11 protein-coding genes are annotated in these 13,185 nt (G+C 68.0%); 9 read left to right on the top strand and 2 right to left on the bottom strand.

The genetic code is table 11. The annotated features are described in order from the left end of the window. Window positions 1-25 precede the first annotated feature (25 nt). From TSB10P1A_RS04850 to TSB10P1A_RS04810, 9 genes are all read left to right on the top strand, one after another. A complete protein-coding gene (locus tag TSB10P1A_RS04850; RefSeq protein WP_186386782.1) occupies window positions 26-1,720 on the top strand; it encodes a flotillin family protein in 1,695 nt (564 codons plus the stop codon). A 55-nt stretch (window positions 1,721-1,775) separates the two neighbouring features. Continuing rightward, complete coding sequence (locus tag TSB10P1A_RS04845; RefSeq protein ID WP_186386781.1) at window positions 1,776-2,207, top strand: hypothetical protein; 432 nt, start codon at window positions 1,776-1,778, stop codon at window positions 2,205-2,207. After that, complete coding sequence (locus TSB10P1A_RS04840; protein WP_186386780.1) at window positions 2,208-4,118, top strand: hypothetical protein; 1,911 nt, start codon at window positions 2,208-2,210, stop codon at window positions 4,116-4,118. It begins immediately after the preceding gene. Between the two features lie 10 nt (window positions 4,119-4,128). Continuing rightward, a complete protein-coding gene (locus tag TSB10P1A_RS04835) occupies window positions 4,129-5,289 on the top strand; it encodes an iron-containing alcohol dehydrogenase (protein WP_186386779.1) in 1,161 nt (386 codons plus the stop codon). A 31-nt stretch (window positions 5,290-5,320) separates the two neighbouring features. Next, a complete protein-coding gene (locus TSB10P1A_RS04830; RefSeq protein ID WP_186386778.1) occupies window positions 5,321-6,781 on the top strand; it encodes an NAD-dependent succinate-semialdehyde dehydrogenase in 1,461 nt (486 codons plus the stop codon). A 420-nt stretch (window positions 6,782-7,201) separates the two neighbouring features. After that, a complete protein-coding gene (locus TSB10P1A_RS04825) occupies window positions 7,202-8,836 on the top strand; it encodes an amidohydrolase family protein (RefSeq protein WP_186386777.1) in 1,635 nt (544 codons plus the stop codon). A gap of 35 nt (window positions 8,837-8,871) precedes the next feature. Then, window positions 8,872-9,870: a TRAP transporter substrate-binding protein DctP gene (dctP, locus tag TSB10P1A_RS04820; RefSeq protein ID WP_186386776.1), complete on the top strand. Its 999-nt coding sequence runs from the start codon at window positions 8,872-8,874 to the stop codon at window positions 9,868-9,870. A 67-nt stretch (window positions 9,871-9,937) separates the two neighbouring features. Further along, on the top strand, window positions 9,938-10,432 hold the full coding sequence (locus TSB10P1A_RS04815; RefSeq protein ID WP_186386775.1) for a TRAP transporter small permease: 495 nt from the start codon (window positions 9,938-9,940) through the stop codon (window positions 10,430-10,432). Next, window positions 10,429-11,712, top strand: coding sequence for a TRAP transporter large permease (locus TSB10P1A_RS04810; RefSeq protein WP_186386774.1), 1,284 nt, complete (start codon window positions 10,429-10,431; stop codon window positions 11,710-11,712). Before TSB10P1A_RS04815 ends, TSB10P1A_RS04810 begins: the two co-directional genes overlap by 4 nt. Window positions 11,713-11,763: 51 nt before the next feature. Here TSB10P1A_RS04810 and TSB10P1A_RS04805 read toward each other — a convergent pair whose 3' ends face one another. Both TSB10P1A_RS04805 and TSB10P1A_RS04800 read right to left on the bottom strand, forming a co-directional pair. Further along, entirely contained in the window at window positions 11,764-12,150 is a 387-nt protein-coding gene (locus TSB10P1A_RS04805) for a RidA family protein (RefSeq protein WP_186386773.1), read from the bottom strand. Further along, a complete protein-coding gene (locus TSB10P1A_RS04800) occupies window positions 12,147-13,088 on the bottom strand; it encodes a DMT family transporter (RefSeq protein WP_186386772.1) in 942 nt (313 codons plus the stop codon). Before TSB10P1A_RS04800 ends, TSB10P1A_RS04805 begins: the two co-directional genes overlap by 4 nt. Window positions 13,089-13,185 lie beyond the last annotated feature (97 nt).

Below are 13,185 nucleotides of genomic sequence, written 5' to 3'. Positions count from 1 at the left end.
CCGCGCATATGAAGGGAGCACGTCCATGAACGGTGCAGACGTCATTGCCATCATCATCCTGGCGGCGATCGTCATCGCCGTGGCCGCCTACCTGCTTCATTGGCTCTACCGCCGATCGACCAAGGACATCTCCTTCGTGCGAACCGGCTTCGGCGGCGAGAAGGTCGTCATGGGCGGCGGCGCGCTGGTGCTGCCCATCCTGCACGACATCACCGAGGTGAACATGAACACCCTGCGGCTGGAGGTGACGCGCGCCCGCGAGCGCTCGCTCATCACCAAGGACCGCATGCGCGTGGAACTGACCGTGGAATTCTACGTCCGCGTCGCCCCGACGGAAGAGGCCGTGGCGATTGCCGCGCGGTCCCTCGGCTCCCGGACAATGAATGCCGAACAGCTCAAGGACCTGATCCAGGGCCGTTTTGTCGATGCCATGGGCGGCGCCGCGGCGAAGATGACGCTCGAACACATCCACGAGCACCGGCAGGCCTTCGTCAAGGAGGTCAAGCAGGAGGTGGCCGAGAGCCTTGCCCTCGACGGGCTGGAACTGGAAAGCGTCTCGCTCACCTCGCTCGACCAGACCGACATCAAGCTGTTCGACGAGTCCAACACCTTCGACGCCGAAGGTCTGACGCGCCTCACCGAGCAGATCGAGAGCCGCAAGAAGAAGCGCAACGACATCGAGAAGGACACGGCGGTCGCGATGCGCGCCAAGAACCTCGAAGCCGAGAAGCGCAGCCTCGAGATCCAGCGCGAGAGCGAATATGCGCGGCTGGCGCATGAAGCCGAAGTGGCGGTCGAGCGCGCCAACCGCAAGGCCGAGATCGCCAACGAGGCGGCCGCCCGCGAACGCGAGATCGAGACGGCGAAGGTGAAGGAACGCGAGGCGGTCGAGCGCACCCGCATCGAGATGGAGCTGGAAATCGAGCGGCTGGAGATCAAGCGCCGCGAGGCCCTGGATCTGGAGCAGCAGATGCGCGAGATCGCCGTCTCGCTGAAGTCGAAGGAGCGGGCCGAGGCGCAGTCGATCGCCGAAGCGGCACGCGCCGCCGCCGTGGAGGCCACCGAACGGGTGCAGACCCTGCGCGACCTGGAGATCGCCAACCGCCAGAAGAAGGTGGAGGTGATCGAGGCCGAGCGCGCTGCCGAGTCCGAGGCCGTCCGGCTGCGCATCCTGGCGGAAGCGGAGAAGGCCGCCGCGAGCGACCGGGCGGATGCCGACCGCATCGCCGTCGCCGCGCTCGAGGAACGCCTGCGCGTGGAAGCGGAGGGCAAGGAGAAGCTGAACGCGGCCGAAAACCTGCGCTCCGACGCCAGCCGCCGGTCGGCGCTGCACAAGGCGCTGGTGGAGAACCTTCCCGCCATCATCCGCGAGAGCGTCAAGCCGATGGAGCAGATCGACGAGATCAAGATCGTCCATGTGGAAGGCTTGCCCGGGCTCTCGGGAGCCTCGCTCTCCGGACAGGCGAGCGGCGCCGCGATCGACGGCGGCACCCCGCGCGACGGCAACCTGGCCGACCAGGTGGTGACCTCGGCCCTGCGCTATCGCAGCCAGGCGCCCTTCGTCGATACGCTGCTGGGTGAGATCGGCCTGTCGGCAGACACGGTCCACCGCCCGCATACGCTGCAGGACCTGTCGAAGATCGTCTACACCGACCCTTCGGCTCCCGAACCGGCCACCAAGGGCACCAAGGCGCGCGGCGGCAAGCCTTCGGCCAACTGACACATCGCGGGGCGCGCGACCTGCGCCCCGCCCTCCCCAACGGAGCGGCTGAGCCATGCGCGAACGCACCCCGAACGTCGACCGCGGAATCCTCGTCTTCTCGATCTGGGGCAGCCTTGGCTTTCTGGGCCTCGGGCTGTTCCTTGAAGGGATGGCGCACGATGTCTGGGCCGTCTCGGCAGCGGGCGTCGCCGTGATCCTGACGGCCCTTGGCGCGCATGTTGTCGTCAATGCCGTCCACGGCACCGGGTTCACCCGCGGCGAGGCGGCGCTCGGTGTCGGAACCTACGGTGTGCTGGGCTTCGTGTTCATCGTCGGAGCGCTGCAGGGAGACATGACGATGGCCGATTACTATGCGGGCCTGACCCTGTTCGGCACGCTGGCGGCCGGCTTCCTTGCCTATCTCGTCACCCGCCACGGGCTGCGCGGCGCCTTCTCGCAATTCCACATGCGTTCGGCGGGACCCGCCATGCGGAAGGGTGACTAGATGATCTGGCTCCCGCTCTACCTGCTGTTCTGGGCTGCCGTCACCCTGTACTGGGCGCGGGTGGCGGCCCTCGCCAACGCCGGCCACGAGACCTGGTTCTCGGCCGGACACACGCTTCCCGCCTGGGTGTCGGCGCTGGTCGTCGCCGGCGCCTCCGTCTCCGGCTGGGCAACGCTGGCGCTGCCTGCCGAGATCGCGGCGCAGGGCTTTTCACATCCCTCGCTCCTGCAAGCCGGCGTGGTTCTGGCCATCCCCGGGGTCCTGTTCTTCAAGCGGCTGTGGCTGGTCGGCCAGCGGCTGCGCCTGTCCTCGCAAGGGGAACTGCTGCGCGCCTATTGGCAGTCGGAGTTCCTCGTGGTGTTTTCCGCCCTGGTGGCGGTGGTCTTCGCCGTGGCCTTCGCAGGGCTGCAGTTGCGGGCCCTCTCGGCCATCGCCGCGCAGCTCACCGATGGGGCACTGTCGCTTGAAGGAGCGGCCTTGCTGCTGGGGGCGATCCTGATCGGCTATGTGGTGATCGGCGGCATGCGGGCCGTCGGCTATCTCGGCGCGATCCAGGCGGTGCTGGCAATGGCCGCGCTGATCGGCCTTGCCACCTTCGCCCTGGTCGAGGCCGGGGGTTTCGCCGCGCTCAACCGGGGCCTGCAGGCCGTTGTGGCCGAGAGCGGCGGCGGCCACCTGACCGTTGCCGGCGTCATCCAGTTCACCGCCGGGATCGGGCGCGAAGCTGCCGCCGGGCATGAGGGCACCGCCGTCGCCGCCCTGTCGCTGGCCTTTGCGCTGCTGGGCATGCAGGCCAGCCCCGTCGTGCTGAAGGTGGTGCTGTCCACGGCCACGCCGCGCGGTCTTGCCGCCGGGCAGACCTGGGTGATGGCGGGCGCCTTCGGTCTTGCGGTGGCGCTGGCCGCCGCCGCCGTCGGGGTGGCCGGCTATACCGATCCGGCGCTGTCTGTGCCGGCCCTGATGGCGAACCTGTCGCCCTGGTTCGCGGCCTGGATCTTCATCGGCATCCTCTGCGGCATCCAGCTCCTGGCCGGGCTGGCCCTGCTGACGGCGGCCGAAGCGCTGGTCCGCACCCTGTACAAGCCCTGGTTCCACAGTGCCCTGTCGCGCTCGGCGACGGTCAGCCTGGCGCGTATCGCCGTGGTGCTGCTGGCACTGCTGTCGCTGCTGATGCAGGCGCTGACCCCGGTGACGCTGTCCGTGCTCGGCGCGCTGGCGCTGCCCCTCTCCGTCCAGTTGTGGACGCCGCTGCTCGGCATGACCTGGGTGCGCTGGTTCACGCGCCCCGCGGTCATCACCGGCACCGGCTTCGGCATTGCCGGCGTGCTGCTGACCGAGCCTTTCGGCCAGGCGGTGCTGTCCTTCCTCGGGCTCGACCTGCCATGGGGTCGCTGGCCCTGGACGATCCACTCCGCCGCCTGGGGTCTTGTGCCCAACCTTGTCGTGACCATGCTCGTCTCCCTCTTCACCCAGCGCCGGGGCTTCGGCAGCGAGGCGGAAGAAGCAAGGCGGTTCCTTGCCGGCACGCTGCGCCAGTCGCCCCGCGCCGAGGCGCTGCGCTCGACCGCCTGGTCGGTGGCGCTGGCCTGGGCCTTCTTCGCCGTCGGTCCCGGCCTGGTGTTCGGAAACATCGCCTTCGGCGCGCCCGCAGGCACCTGGCTGGTCGGAATGCCGTCGCAATGGGCCTGGGGCCTTCTGTTCTGGGCCCTCGGCCTCGGGCTCGTCTGGTTCCTCTCCTACAAGATGGAGATGGCCAGCCCCCATACCGGCGCCATACCGGCCTATACCCCGCCGCCGCGCCTGCGCCCCGACACGCGCGCGGCAGAGCGGGAGCGACTGCGCGCCCTGGTGCTGACCGCAGCCATCGGTTTCGCGCTGATCGTCCTGACGGCGCTGTCCTTCGGCGGATAGGAGCAACAACATGACCGCCCCCTTCACCTTCAACACCACCCGTTCCGTCCGCTTCGGCGCCGGCGTGCTCGGCGAACTGCCGGCCCTTGCCCTGCCGCTGACCGGCCCGCGCGTGCTGATCGTCACCGATCCCGGCATGATGGGCACCGGCATCGTCGATCGCGCAGTGGCCCTGCTGCGTGACGCCGGCTTGGAGACGACGCTGTTCGCGGATGTCCAGGCCGACCCGCCGGAAGCCGTGGTGCTTGCCGCCGTCGATGCCGCACGCGAAGCCGGGGCGGGCGGCATTATCGGCCTGGGAGGCGGGTCGTCGCTCGACGTGGCGAAGCTTGTCGCGCTGCTTGCTCCGGGAACGGAAGCGCTCGCCGATGTCTATGGCGTCGGCAAGGCCAGGGGGCCGCGTCTGCCGCTGGTGCTGATCCCCACCACCTCGGGCACCGGCTCGGAGGTCACGCCGATTTCCATCGTCACCACCGGGGCGGCGGAGAAGATGGGCGTCGTCAGCCCGCACCTGATCCCCGACCTCGCGCTGCTTGATCCCGAGTTGACCCTGGGTCTGCCGCCGCATGTGACGGCCGCCACCGGCATCGACGCGATGGTGCACGCGATCGAGGCCTATGCCTCCGCCAGCCCGAACAACAATCCGGTGTCCCGGGCGCTCGCCTGCGAAGCCCTGCGGCTGATGGGCGGAGCCTTGCTGCGGGCCGTGCGGGATGGCAGCGATGCGGCGGCGCGGGCCGACATGCTGCTCGGGTCAATGCTCGCGGGCCAGGCCTTCGCCAATTCCCCGGTCGCGGCGGTGCACGCCCTCGCCTATCCGCTGGGCGGGCATTTCCACATCCCGCACGGCCTGTCGAACGCCCTCGTCCTGCCCCATGTCCTGCGGTTCAACGCGGTGGTCGCCCCGGCGCCCTATGCGGAACTCGCGCCCCATGCTTTCCCCGATCTTGCCGCTCTCGACGGGCAGGAGCGGGCCGCAGCCTTCATCGAGCGGCTGGCGACCCTGTCGGCCGTTTGCGGTCTGCCGCAGCGGCTGCGCGACATGGAGATTTCGGCCGAGGTGCTGCCACGACTGGCGCGCGACGCCATGAACCAGACCCGGTTGCTGGTCAACAATCCCAGGCCCCTGACCGAGGCCGACGCCCTCGACATCTACACCGCCGCCCACTGACGTCTCCATCGACGCCCCGAAAGGACAGATCATGGCCCTTGCCTTGCGTGACCCCTCGCTCCTGGAGCCGCGTGCCTTCGTGGCGGGACGATGGGAAGAGGGAGGCGCCCGCTTCGCCGTCACCAACCCGGCCACCGGCGAGAAGGTGGCGGAGGTGGCGGATCTCGGGCCCGCCGACATCCGCCGCGCGATCGACGCTGCCTATGACGCGCAAAAAAGCTGGGCGGCGCGCACCGCAAAGGACCGCTGCGCGATCCTGCTCGCCTGGCAGGCGCTGATGCTGGACAATGCCGACGACCTCGCCGCGATCCTGACCGCCGAAATGGGCAAGCCGCTGGCCGAGGCCAAGGGCGAGATCGCCTATGGCGCCAGCTTCATCCAGTGGTTTGCCGAGGAAGGCCGCCGGATCTATGGCGACGTGATCCCCGGCCACCAGCCCGACAAGCGCATTCTGGTGCTCAAGCAGCCCGTGGGCGTGGTGGGATCGATCACGCCCTGGAACTTTCCCAATGCGATGATCGCACGCAAGGTCGCACCGGCGCTCGCCGCCGGCTGCAGCTTCGTCGGGCGGCCGGCGGAGAAGACCCCCCTCTCGGCGCTGGCGATGGCGGTGCTGGCGGAGCGCGCCGGCATCCCGGCGGGTGTGCTGTCCATCGTGCCGGGCCTCGATGCTCCGGGCATGGGTCTTGAGCTCTGCACCAACCCGAAGGTGCGCAAGCTGACCTTCACCGGCTCGACCAATGTCGGGCGCATCCTGATGCGTCAATGCGCCCATGACATCAAGAAGCTCTCCCTGGAACTCGGCGGCAATGCCCCGTTCCTCGTCTTCGACGATGCCGACCTCGATGCCGCCGTCGAAGGCGCGTTGATCGCCAAGTACCGCAACTCGGGTCAGACCTGCGTTTGCGCCAACCGCATCTATGTGCAGCGCGGGGTGATGGACGCCTTCGCCGAGAAACTCGCCGAGGCAACGGCGGCTCTTCGCGTCGGCGACGGGGTCGTCCCCGGCGTCCAGATCGGGCCATTGATCGATGCCCAGGGGCTGGCCAAGGTCGAGAACCATGTGGCCGATGCCCTGGCCCACGGCGCACGCGTGATGACCGGCGGACGCCGCTCCGAACTCGGCGGCACCTTCTACGAGCCAACGGTGCTGGCCGATGTGGCGCCGGGCATGAAAATCCTCACGGAGGAAACCTTCGGGCCCGTCGCTCCGCTGATCCCCTTCGACAGCGAGAGCGAAGGCATCTCGATGGCGAACGACACCGAATTCGGCCTCGCCTCCTACTTCTATGCCCGCGACGTCTCGCGCATCTGGCGCGTCGCGGAAGCCCTAGAATACGGCATGGTCGGCATCAACACCGGCCTCATCTCGACTGCCGAGGCGCCGTTCGGCGGCATCAAGTCCTCAGGCCTCGGCCGCGAAGGGTCGAAATACGGGATCGAGGACTATCTCGAGACCAAGTATCTGTGCCTCGCGGTCGCCGCCTCGTGAGGCAGATGGAACCCCGCAGCGCCGCCTGACCGAAGCCGCCGCCCCGGGTGGACGACCGGGGCACCAGCGCCAGCGATGAGATCAATCTGGGCCCCCTCAGGCCGGTCGGTCGAACCGCCAACGAGGGCCGACCTCCCGCAACAGCCGGCCCTGCCGTCCCGCTTGACGGCGTGCGGGGTAGGCTGACCGCCTGCCCTGCCCAACCCTACCCTGCTCCACCCGCGTCCCTGCTGCTTACTGCCTTCGCTCGGCTCTTGGTGCCGCCGGCCGGCCGCATCACTCGCCCCTCAACGCCCTTTCCCGCCTTCTCACGATCGACCTTCACCTCCCCGTCGGGAGTTCTCAGAAGCGCGCCCCTTCAAGTCATCAGTTGTCAGACAACGGATCACCTGCTATGTAAGTTATTACAGGGAGATCGCAATGAGTCGGACTGAACAGGAAAGACCGTTTGCGCCGCGACCGCTCGGCCGCCGCCGGCTTCCGGACGAAATTGCGGAGCAGCTTTCCGAGATGATCGTGTCCGGCCGCTTCTCGGCCGGCGACCAGTTGCCGACGGAAGCAACGCTCACGGCGGAGTTCGGCGTCGGCCGGAGCGCCGTGCGCGAGGCGATCGCCAAGCTGCGCGAGGCGGGCCTGGTGGAAACCCGCCATGGCGTCGGGGCTTTCGTGTCGTCCGATCCCACTCCCGCCAGCTTCCGCATTGATGCCGGACGGCTCCAGTCGATCGAGGCGCTGCGCCAGGTCCTGGAACTGCGCATGGAAATCGAGGTGGCCGGCGCCGCCATGGCCGCCCGCCGGCGCACCCTGGCGCAGATGGCGCTGATTGACGAGGCCTTCGCCGCCATGCGGGCCAGGCTGGAAGCGGGCGATGCCGCCGTTGCGGAACAGCGCGAGTTCCAGCGGGTGGTCGCCGCGGCGACCGGCAACCCCTACTTCCGCGATTTCATGCAGTTTCTCAGCCTGCGGATCGGCACCGGCATCGCCGACGAACTGGCGCGCTCGGTGCTGCGCGGCACCGGCCCCGCCGACCTGATCCGGGAGCATACCAACATCGTCGAGGCGATCCGCATCGGCGATCCCGACAAGGCCCGCCGCGCCGCCTGGAACCACCTGCTGCGCTCGGCCGACAGACTTGGACTACGCGGCCTGCAAGGCTGGGAGGAGAGCAGAATGACATCCATCGGCGAGACGATGATCCCGGTTTGCGCGGCGGCCGACCCGGCTCCGCGCGCGCCGCGCTTCACGCCGCCTCCCGGTGCCTGCGACTGCCACGCGCATATCATCGGCCCCGCCGCGACCTATCCTTTCACCCCCCACCGCACCTACACCCCGCCGCCGGCGAGCCTGTCCGCCTATATGGCGATGCTGAACGCCCTCGGCCTCGAACGCGGTGTCATCGTCCAGCCGAGCGTCTATGGCCGCGACAATCGCTGCACCCTCGATGCGACACGGATGATGCCCGACAGGCTGCGCGCCGTCGTGGTGGTCGACCACACCGTCACCGAGCGCGAGTTGGAGGAGATGCACGAGGCCGGGGCGCGCGGCGTTCGCCTCAACCTGCTCTTCCGCTCAGGCATCGAGGTCTCCGACGTGCGCACCATGGCGGAGAAGGTGGCGCCCCTCGGCTGGCATCTGCAGATGCTCGTCGACGTCTCCGAATTCGCCGACATCCGCGAGACCTTCGGCAAGCTCCCCATCGAGACCGTGTTCGACCACCTCGGACACATGCCGACCTCCGCCGGCATCAACCACAAGGGCTTCCAGGACATGCTCTCGCTGATGGCGGACGGGCGCGCCTGGGTGAAGTTGTCGGGCAGCTACCGCATCACCAGCGAGGCGGAAACACCCTATTCCGACATCGCCCCTTTCGCGCGGGAGATCATCCGCGCCAACCCTGAGCGGGTGTTGTGGGCCAGCGACTGGCCGCATCCCTACATCAACGTGCCCATGCCCAATGACGGCGCGCTGCTCGACATGCTCGGCGACTGGGCACCCGATGCCGCCACGCGGGACCGGATCCTCGCGGACAATCCGGCCCGGCTGTACGGCTTCTGATCCGCAAAACCAACGGAAACTGGGAGGAAACGATAATGAGAATGTCCTTTACCCGCAGCTTGCAGGCCGCCGTCGCGGTCTGTGGGATTGCCATTGCCGGCCTTGCACCGGCAGACGCCGCCGACAAGCTGCGCGTCGGCTGGACGACATCGGACGGGCCGACGGATCCCTATGCGATCACGGCGCGCACCCTTGCCGCCGAACTCGACAAGCGGTTGCCGGGCAAGTTCGACGTGGCCATGTTCCCGAACAACCAGTTGGGCGACGAGAAGCAGATGCTGGAAGGCCTCGGCTTCGGCACGCTGGACGTCGGCATCATCACCAACGCCCCCATCGGCAACATTGCCCCGGCCTTCCAACTGAACGACATGCCCTTTCTCTACGCGAGCGAAGAGCAGGCACACCAGGTGCTGGACGGCGAGATCGGCCAGCAGATCCTCGCCACGCTCGATGGCAAGGGCATTGTCGGCCTCGGCTTCGCCGAAGGCGGCTTCCGGCACATGATCAACAACAAGCGCCCGGTCCTGGAGCCCGAGGACGTTTCCGGCGTCAAGTACCGGGTGATGCAGAACCCGGTCTTCATCGGCATGTTCGAGGCGCTCGGCGGCAATGCGACGCCGATGGCCTGGGGCGAGACCTACACGGCCACCCAGCAGGGCACCATCGACGGGCTGGAAATCCCGCTCGCGGTGATTGCCGCCAACAAATATGCCGAGGTCACCAAGTATCTCTCCCTGACCCGCCACACCTATTCGGCCCTCGGCGTGCTCGTGTCGAAGCGCTTCTTCGACAAGCTCTCCGCCGAGGAACAGGAGGCCTTCCGCGCAGCGGCGGCCGCGGCCATCGCCAGCCAGCGCGCCGAGACCGCGCGCAACACCGCCGAACTGCTCGACGTGCTGAAGGCGGCCGGCATGGAGATCAACGAGGTCAAGGACGCGGCCGCCTTCCGCTCCCGCGTCGGCAATGTCTACGAGCAGTTCAAGCCGGTGATCGGCGCGGAACTGTTCGACAAGGCCCTTGCCGCGGTCGAATAGAGCGCAGTCTTCCGGCGCCCGCCGAACGGCGGGCGCCGTCCCCGCCCCGCACGAAATGGAACCGGCCATGGCCTGGCTTTTGGATCGCCTCTCGCATCACGTGGCGCGCCTGACCAATGTCGTTGTCGCCATCATGGCGACCGTGATGATGGCCGCGCTCATTCTCCAGGTCTTCTCGCGCTATGTGCTCGGTGCCTCGCTGGTCTGGTCCGAGGAACTCGCCCTGATGCTGTTCACCTGGTCGACGCTGCTCGCCGCGACGACAGCGCTGCGGGCGGGAGCACATGTACGGCTGGACCTGTTCCTCTCGCTTCTGTCGCCGCGCCTGCGGCGAGCCTGGCAGGCCTTGATCATGCTGGCGATCCTCGGCTTCTGCCTGGTCCTGCTGCGCTCGGGTATCGACTACACCGATGCCACCCTCGGTCAGGTCTCCGCCGCCATGCGCGTGCCGATCGAGGTCCTCCACCTCGCCGCGCCGGTCTGCGGAGCTCTCGGCTGCCTGCACGCGCTGGCGCTCCTGTTCAACCCGCCGGCGCCGGCCGAAGCGGAGAAAATCGGATGAGCGCCGTCGCCCTCGCCATTCTCGCCACCTTCCTGACGACGATGTTCGGCGGCATGCCCATCGCGTTCTGCCTTGGCCTCGCCTCGATCATCGGCCTGCTGGTCGCCGACCTGCCGCTGGTCGTCCTGGCGCAGCGGATCATCGCCGGCACCCAGAGCTTCTCGCTGCTTGCCATTCCCGGCTTCATCCTGGCCGGCGATCTGATGATGCATGGCGGCCTGTCGCGGCGGCTCGTGCGCTTCTGCCAATGCCTGGTGCAGCATGTCACCGGCGGGCTCGGCATGGTGACGGTGCTGTCGGCGACGTTTTTCGCCGCCATCTCCGGCTCGGCCCCCGCCACCACCGCCGCGATCGGCGGCATCATGATCCCGGAGATGGAGCAGCGCGGATGGCGCCGGGATTTCTCCGCAGCCCTTGCCACCGCATCCGGCCCCATCGGCCAGATGATCCCGCCCTCGATTCCCCTGATCATCTGGGGCGTGGTGGCGGAGGAATCGATCAGCCAGCTCTTTCTCGCCGGGATCATCCCCGGCCTGCTGGTCGCGCTCGGATTGATGCTCGTCTGCTACATCGCCGCCCGGCGCAGCGGACAGATCCGCGCGAGCAGCCGCACCACCCTCGCCGAACTGCTGAAGGCTCTCGATGCCGGCAAGTGGTCCCTGCTCGCGCCGCTGGTGATCCTCGGCGGCATCTATGGCAGCGTCTTCACCCCGACCGAAGCCTCCGCCATCGCCGTCCTTTATGCGCTCATCATCGGTGTCTTCGTCCATCGCGAGATGAAGATCGCCGATCTCGGCCGGATCGTCGTCGCCTCCATGCGCACCTCGGCGATCATCTGCTTCATCATCGCCATTGCCTCCGCCTTCGGCTGGCTGGTCGCCATCGAGCAGCTTCCGACCGCCATCGCTGCGGCCATTCTGTCGGTCTCCGATAACCCGATCGTCATCCTGCTGATCCTGAACCTGTTCCTGCTGTTCATCGGCGCGATCATGGACAATATCGCCGCGATGATCATTCTCGGCACGACGCTGACCGCGATCGGGGCGCAGATCGGCCTCGACCCGGTCCATCTCGGCGCGCTGGTGGTGATCAACCTGGCCATCGGCATGGCAACACCGCCCTTCGGCTACTCGCTGTTCGTTGCCGCGGCGATCAGCAAACTGTCGATCGAGCGCATCTCCCTCGCGCTCTGGCCGATGCTTCTGGTCAGCTTCGTCGTGCTGATGCTGGTCACCTATCTGCCGGCCGTCACGCTGTTCCTGCCCTCGCTGATGCGCTGAAGCCCGGCAACAAGCAGGAGGCCCGCGCAGCAACAGATCGGCGCAGCGCCGTCACGCCCCGCCGGAACTGCCCACCGGAACATGGGCGATCGCCTCGATCTCGACCCTGGCATCGACCGCCAGCAGGGAAACGACGCAGGATCGGGCCGGCGGCAGGGACGGGAAATACTCGCGATAGACGGAGTTGAAGGCGGCAAAGTCGGCCGCGTCGGTCAGCCAGACCGTGGTCTTCACCACATCCTCCATCGACGCGCCGACCTTGCCGAGCACGGCAGCGATATTCTCCAGCACCTGACGGGTCTGAACGGTGATGTCACCCGGCACAAGCCGGCCGTCCGGCCCGAACGGCACCTGGCCCGACAGGAAGAGAAAATCGCCCGCCTGGACCGCCGCGCTCAGCGGCACGGTCGGATGCACGCCGTGAACCGTCCTGGTCATGATCTCTCCTCCCCCATCTGGAGCGATGCCGCCGAGGGGGTCGGCCGTCCCTGCCCCCCGAGTACGAGAACGTTGCCGACCAGCACTGCCGCGCTGCCGGCCAGGATATAGGCGTCGAGGGTCAGGTTCTCGAACAGCGCCGACAGGATCAGCGCGACCACCGGGACCAGCGCCAGCGTATAGGAGGCGCTGGCTGCGCCGATGCGCTGCACGAGACTGAAATACATGAAGAAGGTCAGGCAGGACGAGAACACCGCCAGATAGGCCAGCCCCATCAGGTATTCCGCCGAAACCTCGACGCGGAAGCTCATCTGTCCCAGAACGGCAAGCAGGAACGAGAACAGCGCGCCAAACAGGGCCGCCCAACTGATCAGAGCGGCGATCGGCATGCCGCCGCGCTGGTTGCGCATCGCCACCACCGTGCCGCAGCCGGTGCAGAACGCCGCGGCGACGGCCAGCACCGCGCCGACGAGGCTGCTCTGCGTCACGGCGGCATCGGAGGCGATGCCCGAGACCGTGGCGGCAAGCTGCGGCAAGGCGATGATGGCAAGTCCGACGACGCCGGCGAGGATCCCGGCAACGGTCCGCCCGGTTACGGGGGCGGACAGGAACAGCCAGCCGACCAGGGCGGCGAAAAGCGAGGAGGTCGACAGGATCAGCGCCGCGATGCCACTCGGGATCAGCGTCGTTGCGTGGTAGAAGGTGATGAAGGCGAGGCCGAAGAAAAGCACCCCCTGCAGCATCACCCAGGGCCGGTCGACGGCGCGCAGATCAAGCTTCTGGCCTGATGCGAGGCACCAGCCGAACATGATCAGGCTGACCAGCGCCATGCGATAGCCGACGGACACTTCCGGCGCCCCGGAAACGGCCTGATGACCGGTGACGATGGCGCTGCTGCCCCACAAGATCGCGGTGGCGGCGAACAAGAATGCGTGCATGGCCGTCCCTTTCAAGCGCCGAGCGAACCGCGTCCGCAAGACCCGGTTCCGCGCCGGATGCGGTCCAGGCGATGCTTGGGCGGACGGCTGCCCGCCC

Origin of the sequence: Stappia sp. TSB10P1A, assembly GCF_900185725.1 — a bacterium.
Classification (GTDB): Bacteria; Pseudomonadota; Alphaproteobacteria; order Rhizobiales; family Stappiaceae; genus Stappia.
This window is presented reverse-complemented; position numbering and strand designations above follow the sequence as displayed.